Origin of the sequence: Promicromonospora sp. MEB111, assembly GCF_030209445.1 — a bacterium.
In the GTDB taxonomy this organism is placed as follows: Bacteria; Actinomycetota; Actinomycetes; order Actinomycetales; family Cellulomonadaceae; genus Promicromonospora.
Window position 1 is genome coordinate 142773 of the sequence record NZ_JARVSD010000028.1, and the last position, 15727, is coordinate 158499.

The 15727-nt window shown below is 71.7% G+C and carries 14 protein-coding genes; 12 read left to right on the forward strand and 2 right to left on the reverse strand.

The window, feature by feature from the left end; translation table 11 throughout:
• The first annotated feature begins 29 nt into the window (after nucleotides 1–29).
• The 9 genes from atpA to QRN56_RS26515 all read left to right on the forward strand — a co-directional run bounded on the left by atpA (nucleotide 30) and on the right by QRN56_RS26515 (nucleotide 8214).
• The gene (atpA, locus tag QRN56_RS26475) at nucleotides 30–1658 is read left to right on the forward strand and encodes a F0F1 ATP synthase subunit alpha (RefSeq protein WP_285108331.1); all 1629 of its coding nucleotides are present in this window, start codon (nucleotides 30–32) and stop codon (nucleotides 1656–1658) included.
• Nucleotides 1659–1661: 3 nt separating this feature from the next.
• Nucleotides 1662–2558 (forward strand): F0F1 ATP synthase subunit gamma, encoded by an 897-nt coding sequence (locus QRN56_RS26480; protein ID WP_285108333.1) that lies wholly within the window; start codon nucleotides 1662–1664, stop codon nucleotides 2556–2558.
• A 57-nt stretch (nucleotides 2559–2615) separates the two neighbouring features.
• Complete coding sequence (atpD, locus tag QRN56_RS26485; protein WP_285108335.1) at nucleotides 2616–4100, forward strand: F0F1 ATP synthase subunit beta; 1485 nt, start codon at nucleotides 2616–2618, stop codon at nucleotides 4098–4100.
• A gap of 104 nt (nucleotides 4101–4204) precedes the next feature.
• The gene (locus QRN56_RS26490; RefSeq protein WP_285108336.1) at nucleotides 4205–4465 is read left to right on the forward strand and encodes a F0F1 ATP synthase subunit epsilon; all 261 of its coding nucleotides are present in this window, start codon (nucleotides 4205–4207) and stop codon (nucleotides 4463–4465) included.
• Nucleotides 4466–4477: 12 nt separating this feature from the next.
• Nucleotides 4478–4903, forward strand: coding sequence for a DUF2550 domain-containing protein (locus QRN56_RS26495; RefSeq protein ID WP_020017630.1), 426 nt, complete (start codon nucleotides 4478–4480; stop codon nucleotides 4901–4903).
• Nucleotides 4903–5598, forward strand: coding sequence for an endonuclease NucS (gene nucS, locus QRN56_RS26500; protein WP_285108338.1), 696 nt, complete (start codon nucleotides 4903–4905; stop codon nucleotides 5596–5598). The genes QRN56_RS26495 and nucS overlap by 1 nt, the downstream gene beginning before the upstream one ends.
• A 40-nt stretch (nucleotides 5599–5638) precedes the next feature.
• On the forward strand, nucleotides 5639–6907 hold the full coding sequence (locus tag QRN56_RS26505; RefSeq protein WP_285108340.1) for an N-acetylglucosamine-6-phosphate deacetylase: 1269 nt from the start codon (nucleotides 5639–5641) through the stop codon (nucleotides 6905–6907).
• A 24-nt stretch (nucleotides 6908–6931) separates the two neighbouring features.
• Nucleotides 6932–7552 (forward strand): ribonuclease FAU-1 family protein, encoded by a 621-nt coding sequence (locus QRN56_RS26510; protein WP_285108342.1) that lies wholly within the window; start codon nucleotides 6932–6934, stop codon nucleotides 7550–7552.
• Nucleotides 7553–7638: 86 nt separating this feature from the next.
• Nucleotides 7639–8214 carry a GNAT family N-acetyltransferase gene (locus tag QRN56_RS26515; protein ID WP_285108344.1) on the forward strand — a complete coding sequence of 192 codons (576 nt, stop codon included), beginning with the start codon at nucleotides 7639–7641 and terminating at the stop codon, nucleotides 8212–8214.
• A gap of 12 nt (nucleotides 8215–8226) precedes the next feature.
• Here QRN56_RS26515 and QRN56_RS26520 read toward each other — a convergent pair whose 3' ends face one another.
• Nucleotides 8227–10710 (reverse strand): glycoside hydrolase family 3 C-terminal domain-containing protein, encoded by a 2484-nt coding sequence (locus QRN56_RS26520; RefSeq protein ID WP_285108346.1) that lies wholly within the window; start codon nucleotides 10708–10710, stop codon nucleotides 8227–8229.
• Nucleotides 10711–10955: 245 nt separating this feature from the next.
• Here QRN56_RS26520 and QRN56_RS26525 point away from each other — a divergent pair, with 245 nt between their 5' ends.
• The 3 genes from QRN56_RS26525 to QRN56_RS26535 are packed head-to-tail and all read left to right on the forward strand — an operon-like array spanning nucleotide 10956 to nucleotide 14580.
• On the forward strand, nucleotides 10956–12608 hold the full coding sequence (locus QRN56_RS26525) for an extracellular solute-binding protein (protein WP_285108348.1): 1653 nt from the start codon (nucleotides 10956–10958) through the stop codon (nucleotides 12606–12608).
• Nucleotides 12605–13558 (forward strand): ABC transporter permease, encoded by a 954-nt coding sequence (locus tag QRN56_RS26530; protein WP_285108349.1) that lies wholly within the window; start codon nucleotides 12605–12607, stop codon nucleotides 13556–13558. Before QRN56_RS26525 ends, QRN56_RS26530 begins: the two co-directional genes overlap by 4 nt.
• Complete coding sequence (locus tag QRN56_RS26535; RefSeq protein ID WP_285108351.1) at nucleotides 13555–14580, forward strand: carbohydrate ABC transporter permease; 1026 nt, start codon at nucleotides 13555–13557, stop codon at nucleotides 14578–14580. The genes QRN56_RS26530 and QRN56_RS26535 overlap by 4 nt, the downstream gene beginning before the upstream one ends.
• A 20-nt stretch (nucleotides 14581–14600) precedes the next feature.
• Here QRN56_RS26535 and QRN56_RS26540 read toward each other — a convergent pair whose 3' ends face one another.
• A complete protein-coding gene (locus tag QRN56_RS26540) occupies nucleotides 14601–15617 on the reverse strand; it encodes a LacI family DNA-binding transcriptional regulator (RefSeq protein ID WP_285108353.1) in 1017 nt (338 codons plus the stop codon).
• Between the last annotated feature and the right edge of the window lie 110 nt (nucleotides 15618–15727).

A 15727-nucleotide genomic window follows, 5' to 3' on the forward strand; every position in this document is an offset into this window, starting at 1 on the left:
GCTCTCGCGGCCACGACAGGAGAAGAGCAATGGCTGAGCTGACGATCCGGCCGGACGAGGTCCGGGCCGCACTGGACAGCTTCGTGAAGTCCTACGAGCCCCAGGAAGCGGTCACCGAGGAGGTGGGTCGCGTCTCGTACGCCGCGGACGGCATCGCCCGCGTCGAGGGCCTCCCCGGTGTGATGGCCAACGAGCTGCTGCGCTTCGAGGACGGCACGCTCGGACTCGCGCAGAACCTGGACGTCCGCGAGATCGGTGTGGTCGTCCTGGGCGAGTTCACCGGCATCGAGGAGGGCCAGGAGGTCCGCCGTACCGGCGAGGTGCTCTCGGTCCCCGTGGGCGAGGGCTACCTCGGCCGCGTGGTCGACCCGCTGGGCGCGCCCATCGACGGCCTGGGCGAGATCGCCACCGAGGGCACCCGTGCCCTGGAGCTGCAGGCGCCCGGCGTCATGCAGCGCAAGTCGGTGCACGAGCCGCTCCAGACCGGCATCAAGGCGATCGACTCGATGATCCCGATCGGCCGTGGTCAGCGTCAGCTGATCATCGGCGACCGCCAGACCGGCAAGACGGCGATCGCGGTCGACACGATCATCAACCAGAAGGCGAACTGGGAGACCGGCGACCCGAACCAGCAGGTGCGCTGCATCTACGTCGCCATCGGCCAGAAGGGCTCGACCATCGCCTCCGTGCGTGGCGCCCTCGAGGAGGCCGGCGCGCTCGAGTACACGACCATCGTCGCGGCTCCGGCGTCCGACCCGGCGGGCTTCAAGTACCTCGCCCCGTACACCGGCTCGGCCATCGGCCAGCACTGGATGTACTCGGGCAAGCACGTGCTGATCATCTTCGACGACCTGTCGAAGCAGGCCGAGGCCTACCGCGCCGTCTCGCTGCTGCTGCGCCGCCCGCCGGGCCGCGAGGCCTACCCGGGCGACGTGTTCTACCTGCACTCCCGTCTGCTCGAGCGCTGTGCCAAGCTCTCGGACGAGCTGGGCGCGGGCTCGATGACCGGTCTGCCGATCATCGAGACCAAGGCGAACGACGTCTCGGCGTACATCCCGACCAACGTCATCTCCATCACGGACGGCCAGATCTTCCTGCAGTCCGACCTGTTCAACGCCGACCAGCGTCCCGCCGTGGACGTCGGTATCTCGGTCTCCCGAGTCGGTGGTGACGCGCAGATCAAGGCCATGAAGAAGGTCTCCGGCACGCTGAAGCTGGAGCTGGCGCAGTTCCGCTCGCTCGAGGCGTTCGCGATGTTCGCGTCCGACCTCGACGCCGCGTCGCGTGCCCAGCTCCAGCGCGGCGCCGTCCTGACGGAGCTGCTCAAGCAGCCCCAGTACTCGCCGTACGCGGTCGAGGACCAGGTCGCCGCGGTGTGGGCCGGTACCAAGGGCAAGCTGGACGACGTCGCGGTCGATGACGTCAAGCGGTTCGAGTCCGAGCTGCTCGACCACCTGCGCCGCAAGACGGACGTGCTCTCCACGATCCGCGAGACCGGCAAGCTGGAGTCCGACACGGAGGACGCGCTCAGCGCCGCCGTCGACGACTTCCGCGCCGGCTTCCAGCGGGGCGACGGCACCGCGCTCGTCGGCGGTGAGGTCGAGGGCGGGCCCGTCGACGTCGAGCAGGCACAGGTCGTCGTCAAGAAGAAGGCCTGACCCGTGGCCGGTGGATCCCAGCGCGTCTTCAAGGCACGGATCAAGTCGACGCAGTCGCTGAAGAAGATGTTCCGCGCGCAGGAGCTCATCGCCGCGTCCCGCATCGGCAAGGCCCGTGCGCGGACGGCGGCTGCGGCCCCCTACGCGCAGGCGATCACCCGTGCGGTCTCGGCGGTCGCCACGCACACCGACATCGATCACCCGCTCACGCGGGAGGTTCCCGGCGCCAAGCGCGCCGCGGTGCTCGTGGTGTCGTCGGACCGTGGCATGGCGGGCTCGTACCCGGCGTCGATCGTCCGTGAGGCGGAGCGGCTGACCCAGCAGCTCGCGGCCGAGGGCAAGGAGGTTCTCCTCTACGTCACCGGTCGTCGGGCGATCTCGTACTACACGTTCCGTGGTCGGGAGACCGTCCGGACGTGGACGTACGGCTCGGAGCGGCCGACGGCCGAGGTCGCGGAGGAGATCGGGCAGGCACTGCTCGAGAAGTTCCTCGCGCCCGAGGACGAGGGCGGCGTGTCGGAGCTGCACGTGGTCTCCACGCAGTTCGTCAACATGGTGACGCAGCGTCCCCACGTGGTGCGGATGCTGCCGCTGGAGGTCGTCGAGGGCGTGGTGGAGGCGGACGAGAACGAGGTCCTGCCGCTCTACGACTTCGAGCCGTCGCCCGAGGCCGTGCTGGACGCACTGCTCCCGCGGTACGTGGACCAGCGCATCTACGCGGCCCTGCTCGACGCGGCCGCGTCGGAGCTCGCCGCCCGCCAGCGCGCCATGCACACGGCGACCGACAACGCCGAGGACCTGATCCGTACGTACACCCGACTGGCCAACCAGGCCCGGCAGGCGGACATCACGCAGGAGATCAGCGAGATCGTCTCCGGTGCCGACGCCCTGGCGTCCTGAACCAACCGAACAGACTCCCCGCCGGAGGACCCTCCGGCCCACCGAAGCGAGGCAACCATGACCGCCACCACCGTGGAATCACCTCACGGCGCGGCCCCGACTGAGCCGGCAACTGGCCGGGTCGCTCGGGTGATCGGCCCCGTCGTGGACATCGAGTTCCCCGAGGACGCGATCCCCGACATCTACAACGCGCTGACCGTCCAGATCGACCTGTCCGGCCAGGGCGAGGACGAGAACACGTTCACCCTGACGCTCGAGGTCGAGCAGCACCTGGGCGACTCCCTGGTGCGTGCGATCGCGCTCAAGCCGACCGACGGCCTGGTCCGCGGCGCCGTGGTCACCGACACGGGCGAGCCGATCAGCGTGCCCGTCGGTGACATCACCAAGGGCAAGGTCTTCAACGTCACCGGCGAGGTCCTGAACCTCCAGGAGGGCGAGAAGTTCGAGGTCACCGAGCGCTGGCCCATCCACCGCAAGCCCCCGGCCTTCGACCAGCTCGAGTCGAAGACCACGATGTTCGAGACGGGCATCAAGTCCATCGACCTGCTGACCCCGTACGTTCAGGGTGGCAAGATCGGCCTCTTCGGTGGTGCGGGCGTCGGCAAGACGGTCCTCATCCAGGAGATGATCCAGCGTGTGGCCCAGGACCACGGTGGTGTGTCGGTGTTCGCCGGTGTCGGCGAGCGCACCCGTGAGGGCAACGACCTGATCGCCGAGATGGACGAGGCGGGCGTGTTCGACAAGACCGCCCTCGTCTTCGGCCAGATGGACGAGCCGCCGGGCACGCGTCTGCGCGTGGCCCTGTCGGCCCTGACGATGGCGGAGTACTTCCGTGACGTGCAGCAGCAGGACGTGCTGCTCTTCATCGACAACATCTTCCGCTTCACGCAGGCCGGTTCCGAGGTCTCCACGCTGCTCGGCCGTATGCCGTCCGCCGTGGGCTACCAGCCGAACCTGGCCGACGAGATGGGCCTCCTGCAGGAGCGCATCACCTCGACGCGTGGTCACTCCATCACGTCGCTGCAGGCCATCTACGTGCCGGCTGACGACTACACCGACCCGGCCCCGGCCACGACGTTCGCCCACCTGGACGCGACGACCGAGCTCTCCCGTGAGATCGCGTCGAAGGGTCTGTACCCGGCGATCGACCCGCTGGCCTCCACCTCGCGCATCCTCGACCCGCGGTACGTGGGCCAGGAGCACTACGATGTGGCCACCGAGGTCAAGTCGATCCTGCAGCGGAACAAGGAGCTGCAGGACATCATCGCCATCCTCGGCGTGGACGAGCTCTCGGAGGAGGACAAGACGGTCGTCGCGCGTGCGCGTCGTATCCAGCAGTTCCTCTCCCAGAACACCTACATGGCCGAGAAGTTCACGGGCGTGGTGGGCTCGACGGTGCCGCTGTCGGAGACCATCGAGGCGTTCAAGAAGATCTGCGCCGGTGAGTTCGACCACATCGCCGAGCAGGCCTTCTACAACATCGGCGGGCTTGAGATGCTCGAGGAGAACTGGGCACGGATCCAGAAGGAGTACGGGGCCTGAGGTCTCGTCCGTCCCCCCGTGCGTGATGCCGCCCCGCCGGACCCCTTAGACTCGGGCAACCCGGCAGGGGCGGCAGTACGCCCGCTACATCGGAAGGAGCTCTCGTGGCAGAGCTGAGCGTGGACCTCGTGTCCCTGGACCGCAAGGTCTGGAGCGGTGCGGCGACCCAGGTGAGCGCGCCGTCTGCGGACGGCCAGATCGGCATCCTGGCGAACCACACGCCGCTGCTGGCGGTGCTTCGCCCCGGCACCATCAAGGTGGAGACCGCCTCGGGCCCGGCCGTGGAGGCCCAGGTCACCGGCGGCTTCATGTCCGTGGACAACAACCTCGTCACCCTCGTGGTCGACGAGATCTCCCTGGTCTGAGGGAGAGCGCGCGTGCCGGGCGTCGTATGGATCGCGATTGCGGTACTCGGGGCGCTCGCGCTCGTGATCGCGGCCGGGATCTCCCGGCTGCGGACCCTCTCCCGCAGGGTCGGTTCGTTCGACTGCAGTGCCCGGGCGACCGGTAACCCCGAGGGTTCCTGGACGCCGGGCATCGCGCAGTACGCGGTGGGCCGGATCGAGTGGTGGCGGTGCTGGTCGCTGTCACCCCGTCCGGCCCGCACGTGGTATCGGGAGCGGCTCACCGTGACGAGCCGCACCCCGCTGGACCCGGACGAGCGTGGTCAGGGCGACCACTACCTCGTCCAGTGCCGGTACGACGGGCTCGACTTCGAGCTCGACCTCGCTGCCGGCGACTACTTCGGCCTCGCCTCCTGGCTCGAGGCCGCTCCTCCCGGACGACAGGATCTGGTTCTCTGATGCGGCTGGTCGTGGCAGACTGCTCCGCCCTCTACACGGGCCGCCTGACCGCGATGCTCCCGCCGGCGACGCGGCTGCTCGTGGTCAAGGCCGACGGCAGCGTGCTGATCCACTCGGACGGCGGCTCGTACAAGCCGCTGAACTGGATGAGCCCCCCGTGCACCCTCACGGTGCGCGAGCCCTCCGAGGAGGCCGCGGAACGCGGCGTCACCGAGGTGTGGACCGTCCAGCACGCCAAGTCGGACGACCGGCTCGAGGTCGAGCTGTTCACCGTGCACCACGACTCCGCCCACGACCTGGGCATCGACCCGGGTCTCGTGAAGGACGGCGTGGAGGCGCACCTGCAGGAGCTGCTCGCCGAGCAGATCGCGCTGCTGGGCGACGGGCACACCCTGGTGCGGCGCGAGTACCCCACGGCCATCGGCCCGGTGGACATCCTCGCGCGGGACGGCTCCGGCTCCACGGTCGCGGTGGAGATCAAGCGCCGCGGCGACATCGACGGCGTCGAGCAGCTCACGCGGTACCTGGAGCTGCTCAACCGCGACCCGCTGCTGGCCCCGGTCCAGGGCGTCTACGCGGCCCAGGAGATCAAGCCGCAGGCGCGCGTCCTGGCGAAGGACCGCGGCATCAAGACCCTCCTGCTGGACTACGACGCCATGCGCGGCGTCGACGACCCCACGTCGCGCCTCTTCTGACCCGCACTCAGCAGGGGTGCGCGGGTGGCAGGATGTCCGTGTGGCTGAATCCCTTGTCGTGCGCGGGCGTCTGGTGCTGGGTTCCTCTGTGGTGGACGACGGCGTTCTCGTCGCCCACGAGGGGCGCGTCGCGTTCGCCGGGTCCGTGGTCGACGCCCTGGAGGCCGGCCACGGCCCTGCGCTCGAGGACGTGCCGCCCGCACCCGGGACGTTCGTGCTGCCGGGTCTCGTGGACCTGCACAACCACGGCGGGGGCGGCGCCTCGTTCCCCGACGTCACGTCGGCCGGCGAGGCGATGGCGGGCGTCCTGGAGCACCGCGCCCACGGCACCACCACCCTGCTCGCGTCGCTCGTGACGGCCCAGCCCGAGGTGCTGCTGCAGCGGGCCGCGGTGCTGGCCGAGCTCGCCGAGGTCGGGGAGATCGAGGGCCTGCACGCGGAGGGGCCGTTCCTCTCGCACCGTCGCCGGGGCGCCCACAACCCGGCTGACCTGCAAGAAGGCAGCGTCGAGCTGGTACGGGACCTGGCCGCGGCCGCCCGCGGGTACCTGCGCACCATGACCGTCGCCCCCGAGGTGCCCGGCGTGACCGGACCCGGCGGCGTCGCCGAGGCGCTGGTCGAGGCGGGCGTGCTGCCCTCCCTCGGCCATACCGACGGCAGCACCGAGCAGGCCGAGGCCCTGATCGAGCAGGTCACCGCGGCGCTGCGGGCCACCGACCACGCGGCGGGCCGGGCACTCGGGCCGATGACCGCGACGCACCTGTTCAACGGCATGCGGCCCCTGCACCACCGCGAGCCGGGCCCCGTCGCGGCCTGCCTGGCGGCGGCGTCCCGGGGCGACATGGTCGTCGAGCTCGTCGGCGACGGCGTGCACCTCGACCCGGCGACCGTGCGCTCGGTGTTCGACATGGTGGGCGCGGACCAGGTGGTGCTGGTGACCGACGCGATGGCGGCGGCGGGCGTGGCCGACGGCCACTACGAGCTGGGCCCGATGTCGGTGGTGGTGCACGAGGGTGTCGCCCGGATCGCCACGCCCCAGGCCGCACCCGGCATGCCGGAGGTGGAGGGGCCGATCGCCGGCGGCACGGCGCACCTGGTCGACGTGGTGCGCTGCGCCGTGGACGGCGGCGTCCCCCTGGTCGACGCGGTGCGTTCCGCGACGGCGGTGCCCGCCCGCGTGCTGGGGCTGGCCGGCGAGGTCGGCACCCTGCAGCCCGGGGCCCGCGCCGACGTGCTGGTCACGGACGCCGACCTGCGGCCCGTGCGGGTGCTGCGCCACGGAGTTGACGTCGATGTCGCCGGGGCGTAACTCGTCGCTGTTAGCGTTCCCGCCATGACGTCTCCCGTTTTCCAGCCCGGCCAGACGGTGGTGCGCCGCGAGATCATGCGGGGCGAGCCGTGGATCGCGATCCCGCAGGTCTGCGTGCAGGACGACGGCGACCTGCTCGTCACCTACACGCCCGGCGGCACCCCGCTGGCGTACCCGGGTTCGGGCACGTTCCCGGTGGGGGAGCACCCCTGGAAGCTCGCCGGCAGCACGCTCTGGCGCGGCCACGGGCGCCTCGAGCTGCACTGGACCGGGGTGGAGCACTCCATCTTCCTGTTCTGGGACGGCCCCGAGCGCGCGTTCCAGGGCTGGTACTTCAACCTCGAGGACGCCCCGCGCCGCACCCCGATGGGATTCGACACGCTCGACCACGAGCTGGACGTCTGGTGGGCGGCCGACGCCGAGACCTACGAGTTCAAGGACGTCGTCGAGTTCGAGGAGACCGGACCCGACCGGTACCCCGGCCGGATGGAGCAGATCCGCGCCGAGGGCGCCCGGATCGCCGGCCTGCTCGACGCCGGCGAGCTCTGGTGGGACAAGGCCTGGGCCGACTGGACGCCGGACACCTCGTGGGAGCCCCGCGAGGTACCGGCCGGCTGGGAGAGCGTGGCGTTCGAGGCGCGGTGAGCGACGCCGCACCGGTACGACCGACTCGCCCGTGGGTACCACCTCAATTCCGGTGCAACCCGGGTCCCGGGCGCTACGGTCGGACCGTGCCCTCTTCCGTGCCGCCCGCCTACCGCGCCGACCCCCGCTGGCCGGTGGTCACGCCTCGCCTCAACCTCCGTCCGGTCGCCCCGGACGACGCGGAGGCGTTCTTCGCCTGGCGCTCGCGCCCCGACGTGGTGCGCTTCATGTACCAGCCGCCGTGGGACCGGCAGACGGCGGACGTGAAGCTCCGTACCTGGTCGAGCGCGCCGTTCGAGGAGCCGGGCGACGTGCTGGTGCTCGCGGTCGAGTCGGACGGCGACGTCGTCGGCGAGACCATGCTCAAGTGGGCGGTCGGCCCCCGGCAGGCCGAGGTGGGCTACGCCCTGCACCCCGACGTCGGGGGGCACGGGCTGGCCACCGAGGCCGTCCGCGCCACCCTGCGGCTGGCCTTCGAGTCCTACGGCTTCCACCGCGTGTTCGCGCGCATCGACGAGGAGAACCTGCCCTCGGTCCGCGTGGTCCAGCGGCTGGGCATGCGGCAGGAGGCCCGCCTCGTGGAGAGCGACGTGCGCGACGGCGTGTGGTCCACCGAGCTGGTCTTCGCCATCCTCGACCGGGAGCACGCCGAGCGCGCGTAGCGGGCCGCCGGCTCAGGGCGAGGGCGGCGGCTGGCTCACGGCGAGCTCGGCACGCACCCGGAGGTCCCCGGCCGACGGCCCGGACGCCACCGTGTACGTGCCCGGCTGCAGCACCATGGCGCCGCCGTGCCGGACCGCGAGGGCGCCCAGGTCCAGCGGCACCTCGACCTCGGCCGACGCGCCCGGGGCGAGCCGCACGCGCGCGTGGCCCAGGAGCTGGCGCCGGGCGGCGGGCACCGGCAGGTCGGGCGACAGCCCGTGCACGGCGACCAGCTCGTCCACGGGGCGCTCGCCGGTGTTGCGCACCGCGACGACGGCGGTCGCCCCGCCGTCCCGCTCCAGCCCGGCCCCGCCGTCGCACACCAGCCGCAGACCCTCGTAGGCGACGGTCGTGTAGCTCAGCCCGTGCCCGAACCAGTACGCGGGCTCGCTCGCCAGGTGCCGGTAGGTGACGCCCTGGCGCGCCACGTCGTAGTCGAACAGGTCACCCGCCTGGGCCTCGGTCGCCGGCCATGTCTGCGCGAGCCGCCCGAAGGGCTCCGTGTCCCCGGACAGCACGTCCACCAGGCCGTTCCCGGCCTCCTGCCCGCCGTGCGCGGCCCAGACCAGGGCCCCGGCGCCGTCGTCCCCGGCCGGCCCGTCCATCACGCCCGGCCCCATCACACCGGGCCCCAGCACGTACGGGTACGACGACGTGACGACCAGCACCGCCGCCGGGCACGCCTCGCGCGCGACCCGCCAGGTCTCGGCCATCTGCTCCGGCAGCGCGAGCGACGTCCGGTCCTCGGTCTCGCGCCCGCCCAGGTGCGGGTCGTTGCCCACGGCCACGAGCACCACGTCCGCGGCCGCCGCCGCCCGCGCCACCTCGGCGTGACCCGAGACGACGGTGCGCCACACGAACCGCTCGGCGTCCACGAGCCGCGTGGCCTCGGCCACGAGCAGCCCGGACCCGAGCTGCACCCGGACCCACCGCCCGCTCCCGACGTGCAGCAGCGACCACGTGCCGTCCGCGTGGTGGTGCCGCCGGAACGACTCCTGCACCACCCAGCCGCCGACCCGCTCGGCGTCGGCGGCAAGGATCCAGCCCGCGCCCGTCAGGAGCCGGCCCGAGGCGGCCGACCGGAGCGTGAGCAGGCCGTCGCCCCAGTCGGTCACGTCCAGGTGGGTCCCCGGCCCGGCGTCCGGCGCCGACACGCTCACCTCGCCGTCGGCGGTGACGGTCACGTACCGGCCGGACGACGTGGCGTGCAGCGCCACCCGGTCCGCGCCGTCGGCGACGTCCACGACGGCGTCGGGGTAGCGGTCCGCCACCGCACGGGCCAGGGAGACGGCGTAGGGCGGGGTGCCGGAGTACCAGTCGGTGAGCACCCGGTCGGCCAGGGGGCCGACGACGGCGATGCGGCCGGGCGTGCCCAGCGGCAGCGTCCCGTCGTTGCGCAGCAGCACCACGGACTTCGCCGCCGCCTCGCGCGCCAGGACCCGGTGCTCGGGCAGGTCGATCGCGTCGGGGCCGATGCCCGCGTACGGGTCGGCGGACCCGTCGAGCTCGCCCGTGCGCAGCCGCAGCTCCAGCAGGCGCAGGGCGGCGGTGTCGACGTCCTCCTGCGTCAGCAGCCCGGCCGCCAGCGCCTCGCGCAGCCGATCCAGCGTGAGCGACGGGTCGGTGTCGTTGTCCGTGAACGAGTCGAGGCCCGCGCGCACGGCCGCGGCGTGCGCCTGCGCGTGGGAGGCGAACGCGCGCTGGACGGTCACCAGGAAGGTGGGTGCGCCGGCGTCCGACACCACGGCCACCGACCCCGGCGCCCACGAGCGCAGCTCGGCCAGCAGGTCGCCCGACGTGTGCGCCGGAACCCCGTTGACCAGGTTGTACGACGGCATCACCGCGCCGGCGACCCCCGCCTCGACCGGCCCGCGGTAGGCGGGCAGCTCGTACTCGTACAGGGTGCGCTCGGACAGGTTCGACGACGTCGCCGAGCGGTCCGTCTCGTTGCCGTACCCGAGGAAGTGCTTGAGGGCCGGGACCGTCTTCCAGACCGTCGGGTGGTCCCCGCGCAGCCCGGCGCAGTACGCCGTCGCGAGGTGGGAGACGAGCCGCGGCTCCTCGCTGTACCCCTCCTCGCCGCGGCCCCAGGCGGGGTGCCGCAGCGGGTTCACCACGGGCGCCCAGACGTTCAGGGACACGGCCGGATCCTGCGCGTGCTTGGCCCGCAGCTCGGTGGACACCAGGTCGCCGAGCCGGCGGAGCAGGTCGGTGTCCCACGTGGCACCCAGCCCGACGGGCTGGGGCAGCACGGTGGCGCGGCCGAGCCACGCGACGCCGTGCAGCGCCTCGGCGCCGGTGTGGAACGCGGCGAGGCCGAGCCGCTCGATCGCGGGCTGGTGCTGGTGCAGCAGGCTCAGCCGCTCGTCGGCGGTGAGGCGGTCCAGCAGGTCACGGGCCCGGTCGGCGAGCGGGGCGGCGGGGTCGCGGAAGAGGGGCTGCGTCTGGTTCGGCACGTCGTCGTGCTCCCTTGCGTCAGGTCGTGCGGGCGGTCTGCGTCCGGTCGAAGAGTAGGCCCAGCCCTCGAAACGGTTCAATGGTCAATTGCCCAATTCGGGGCGAATCATTGCCCCGACTTCTGCGTTTGCCCTACTGTTCTGACAACGATGGAGGTCGAAGCGCTTCGACGTCGAAGCGCCGAGATCCTCGTCGTGTCCGGGCACACAGACGTGCCGCGCTGTCCACAAAGGAGTGAAGAGCCATGACAGCACCCCACCTGACCGGCGGGCTCAGCCGCCGGTCGTTCCTCGGCTTCCTCGCGGTCGGCGCCGGCGTCGTCGGCGTACCGTCCCTGCTCACCGCCTGCACCAGCGGCGCGGCGGGTCCCGCGCAGGGCGGCGCCACCGTGAGCTCGGGCGTGCTGCCCACCTACGTGCCGGTCGAGTACGTCAAGCCGGACTTCCCGTCGGTCAACGGCTCCACCGCCGGCTACGCCTCGATCCCCGACGAGCTGGTCACGGCGTTCGAGACGCCGCCCGGGTCCGGCGGCGCCTACACCGCGATGACGCCGCTCTGGAGCGCCATCCCGAAGACGTCCGGCAACCCCTACTTCGACGCGGTGAGCGAGGCGATGGGCACCACCGTCGAGTTCCAGATCTCCGACGGCAACACCTACGGCGACAAGCTCGCGGCCGTGCTCGCGTCGGCGAAGGACGTGCCGGACTGGGTCTGCGTGCCCACCTGGAACTTCCCGCCGCGGTTCGCCCAGGCCGTCGACGCCCTCTTCGAGGACCTCACGCCGTACCTGTCCGGCGACAACGTCAAGAAGTACAAGAACCTCGCCAACATCCCCACGGACGCCTGGCGCTACGGCGTCTTCAACGACAAGCTCTACGGCCTGCCGTTCCCGGGGGAGCTGGTCCACCTGGCGACGTTCTACCGGGCCGACATCCTCGCCGAGCTCGGCATCACCGAGCAGCCCCGGGACGCCGACGAGTTCATCGAGCTCGCCAAGGAGCTGACCGACCCGGGCAAGAAGCGCTGGGGCTCGGCCGACCAGTGGATCACGGCGAACATGATGTTCGCGGTGCCCCCGGAGAAGGGCTGGAAGCTGGCCGACGACGGCTCGCTGGTCAGCCGCGTCGAGTCCGAGGAGTACCGGGCGGCGCTGGACTGGCAGGCCCGGCTCTACGCGTCGGGCGCGGTGCACCCGACGGCCGTGGCCGACAAGCCCGAGGAGATGAAGCCCCTCTTCGAGGCGGGCGAGATCCTGGTCGTCAACGACGGCGTGGGCGGCTGGCACGAGTCCCTGGGCCGGGTGCTGCCGAGCAACCCGGACTTCGACCCGCGGCCGTTCGACCCGATCGCGCACGACGGCGGCACACCGCGGATCTGGAAGGGCGCGCCGGCCGACATGTTCTCGTTCCTGAAGAAGCGGGACGACAAGGCGCAGATCGAGGAGCTCCTCGCCGCCGCCGACTTCCTCGCCTCGCCGTTCGGGACCACGGAGTTCCAGCTCGTCAACTTCGGCCTCGAGGGCGAGCACTACGAGATCGACGGCGACGGCCTGCCCCGGGCGACGGACGCCGCGGCCGACGACGTGGCGCCGTCGTACATCTTCCTCGTGGACCCACCGAAGGTGAACGCGCAGGTGCAGTACGAGGGCTACGTCGAGGCCTACTGCACGTGGATGGCCGCCGCCTCCGAGTACGTCGAGGAGCCGCTCTTCTACGGCAAGCAGATCACCGAGCCGTCGCAGTTCGCGTCGCTCAGCACGCCGTTCGCGGACCTGGAGAAGGACATCGCGCGCGGCCGCAAGTCCCTGACGGACCTGGACGACGCCGTCGCGACGTGGCGCAGCAGCGGCGGTGAGGAGCTGCGCGCGTTCTACCAGGGCATCCTGGACGAGCAGTGAGCACCCCGAGCTCACCGGCGGACGCCCCGCCCCGGCGCAGGATCCCCTGGACCGTCCGGGCGCGGCGCGACCGCTCGCTGCTGATCATGGTGGCACCGGCCGTGCTGCTGCTGGCCGTGTTCGCCTACGTGCCGATGCTCGGCAACGTGGTGGCCTGGCAGGACTACTCGCCGTACGTCGGCATCCGGGAGAGCCCCTTCATCGGGTGGGCCAACTTCGCGCGCGTCCTGACCAACCCGCTCTTCCTCGACGCCGTGGGGAACACGCTGGTCATCACCGCGTTCCAGCTCGTGTTCTTCTTCCCGGTGCCGATCGTGCTCGCGCTGCTCCTGAACAGCGTGCTGTCACCGGGGCTGCGCACGACCATCCAGTCGATCGTGTACCTGCCGCACTTCTTCTCCTGGGTGATCGTCGTGACGATCTTCCAGCAGATCTTCGGCGGTGCCGGGATGGTGGCGACCAGGCTGCGGGAGGCGGGGTACACGGGCTTCGACCTGATGACCAACCCCGACACGTTCCTGCTGCTGCTGACCGCGCAGTCCGTCTGGAAGGACGCGGGCTGGGGCATCATCATCTTCCTTGCGGCGCTCGCCACCGTGGACCCCCAGCTCTACGAGGCGTCGGTGGTCGACGGCGCGGGCCGGTGGCGGCGGATGTGGCACGTGACCCTCCCCGCGCTGCGCCCGGTGATCATCCTGCTGCTGATCCTGCGGCTGGGCGACGCGCTCACCGTCGGGTTCGAGCAGCTCATCCTCCAGCGCGGTGCCGTCGGCACCGACGTCGCGGAGGTGCTCGACACGTTCGTGTACTACCAGGGCGTCGTGAACGGCGACTGGGCCTTCGCGGCGGCCGCGGGGCTCGTCAAGGGCCTGGTGTCGCTCGCCCTGGTGCTCGGGGCCAACAAGCTCGCCCACCTGGTGGGCGAGGCGGGGGTGTATCAGCGCGCATGAGTGCCGACATCGAGAACGAGACCGGGACGACGACGGCGCGGCCGGCGCCGCCGTCCACGACACCGGCGGTGGACCGCCCGCGGGAGCCCGCGCGGCGCCCGAGCCGGTACCGCGCCCTGCTGCGCGGCCGGAACCGTCCGGTCTGGGAGGAGGACCCCAGCCTGCCGGGGCTCCTGGTCAAGGGGGCGGCGCTGCTGCTCATCGTGGCCACGGTCGTCTACCCGCTGTACACGGTGGTGCTCACCAGCCTGTCGACCCAGGCGGACATCACCCGGTCCGGCGGCCTGGTCACGGTGCCGGGCGGCCTGACGTTCGCGGCCTACGGCCAGATCCTGTCCGGCGGGATCGTCACGCGGGCCACGGTCGTGAGCATCGGCATCACGGTGGTCGGCACGGTGCTGTCGACCACGGTGTCCGTGCTGGCGGCGTACGGCCTGAGCCGGCCGGGCTCCTTCGCCCACCGGCCCGTCCTGTTCGTCTTCCTGATCACCATGTTCTTCGGCGCGGGGATGATCCCGACGTACCTGCTGGTGAGCAACCTGGGGCTGATCGACAGCTACTGGTCGCTCATCCTCCCGGGGGCCGTGAGCGCGTTCAACGTGCTCATCCTGCGGGCGTTCTTCATGGGCATCGACCGGTCCATCACGGACGCGGCCCGGATCGACGGCGCGGGGGACTGGCGCATCCTGGGGCAGATCGTGCTGCCCATGTCCAAGGCCGTGGTGGCGGTGGTCGCGCTGTTCTACGGCGTCGGCTACTGGAACGCGTTCTTCAACGCCATGCTCTACATCAACGACAACGCGAAGTGGCCGCTGCAGCTCGTGCTGCGGTCCTACGTGCTGCAGGGCGTGACGCTGCCGGGCAGCGGCGTCGGCCAGGTCGACGTGGCCGACGGCGCCGTGACCGGCCTGCCGGTCAAGATGGCCGTGATGGTGCTGGCGATCGTGCCGATCCTGGTCGTGTACCCGCTGGTGCAGCGGCACTTCACGAAGGGCGTGATCTTCGGGGCCATCAAGGGATGAGCGGCGGCCCGCTCCCGCCGTCAGCCGTCCTCGGCGGCGGGGCCGGGCGCCGAGCTCTCCCGTTCGGTCAGCACGGGGGCGAGCAGCCGGGTCTCGGACGGCTGCTCGCCCTCGAGGCGTGCCATCACCATGTCCACGGCCACCTTGCCGATGCCCTCGGCGGGCAGGTCGATGCTGGTCATCGGGATGCGCTGGGACAGCGCCACGTCCGTGGGGCACACGGCCACCACGGACATGTCCCGGCCGACCACCCGGCCGCGCTCGGCCAGCCGGGACAGCACGTGGGGCAGGGCGCCCTCGTTGTGCACCACGATGCCGGTGGTGTCCGGGGCCGTGGCCAGCAGCGTGTCCACGGCGGTCGCGGCGCCCGACGGCGACGAGTCGCACGCCTCCACCTTGACCGTCACGCCCGACCCGCGGGCCTGGTCGCGCAGGCCCCGCATCATGCGCTCGGCGTAGGAGGTGTGCCGCCGCAGCACCTCGGGCGGGGAGCCGATGAGCGCCACGTCGGTGTGGCCCGTCTGAGCGAGGTGCCGCACGGCGAGCCGGCCTGCGGCCTCGAAGTCGAGGTCCACGCAGCTCAGCCCCTCGGGGTCCTGCGGCAGGCCGATAAGCACCGTGGGCTGTTTGGCGGCGGCCACCAGGGGCACGCGCGGGTCGTCGGCCTCGATGTCCATCATGACCAGCGCGTCCACCATCGAGCCGCCGGTCACGCGGTCCAGGCCGCTCACGTCGTCCTGCGTCAGCAGCAGCACGTCGTGGTCGAAGTCGCGCGCCCGGGTGACCACGCCCGCCACGAACTGCATGATGACCGGCACGTTCACGCCCACGCGGAGCGGCGCCATCAGCGCGATCACGTTGGTGCGGGAGGAGGCCAGCGCCCGGGCGCCGGCGTGGGGGCGGTAGCCGAGCTTCTCGATGGCGCGCTCGACCCGTGCCCGGGTGGGTGCGGAGATGGGCCGCTTGCCCGAGAGCACGTAGGACACGGTCGAGGTCGACACCCCCGCCGTCCTCGCGACGTCGTCGATCGTAGCCACGGTGCTCCCTTCGGGTCGGTGCCGGTGCAGGTAGCGCGCGGTGCCGGCACACCAGTGTGCCGCATGGTGGGGAAGCGCTTCGACAGAAGACTAGCGTTTCGTACCGAAAG

What these genes read in the sequence shown, in the direction of transcription:
- atpA (WP_285108331.1), top strand. Translation starts at nt 30, where the DNA reads ATGGCTGAGCTGACGATCCGGCCGGACGAGGTCCGGGCCGCACTGGAC.
- atpD (WP_285108335.1), top strand. Translation starts at nt 2,616, where the DNA reads ATGACCGCCACCACCGTGGAATCACCTCACGGCGCGGCCCCGACTGAG.
- nucS (WP_285108338.1), top strand. Translation starts at nt 4,903, where the DNA reads ATGCGGCTGGTCGTGGCAGACTGCTCCGCCCTCTACACGGGCCGCCTG.
- QRN56_RS26510 (WP_285108342.1), top strand. Translation starts at nt 6,932, where the DNA reads ATGACGTCTCCCGTTTTCCAGCCCGGCCAGACGGTGGTGCGCCGCGAG.
- QRN56_RS26525 (WP_285108348.1), top strand. Translation starts at nt 10,956, where the DNA reads ATGACAGCACCCCACCTGACCGGCGGGCTCAGCCGCCGGTCGTTCCTC.
- QRN56_RS26535 (WP_285108351.1), top strand. Translation starts at nt 13,555, where the DNA reads ATGAGTGCCGACATCGAGAACGAGACCGGGACGACGACGGCGCGGCCG.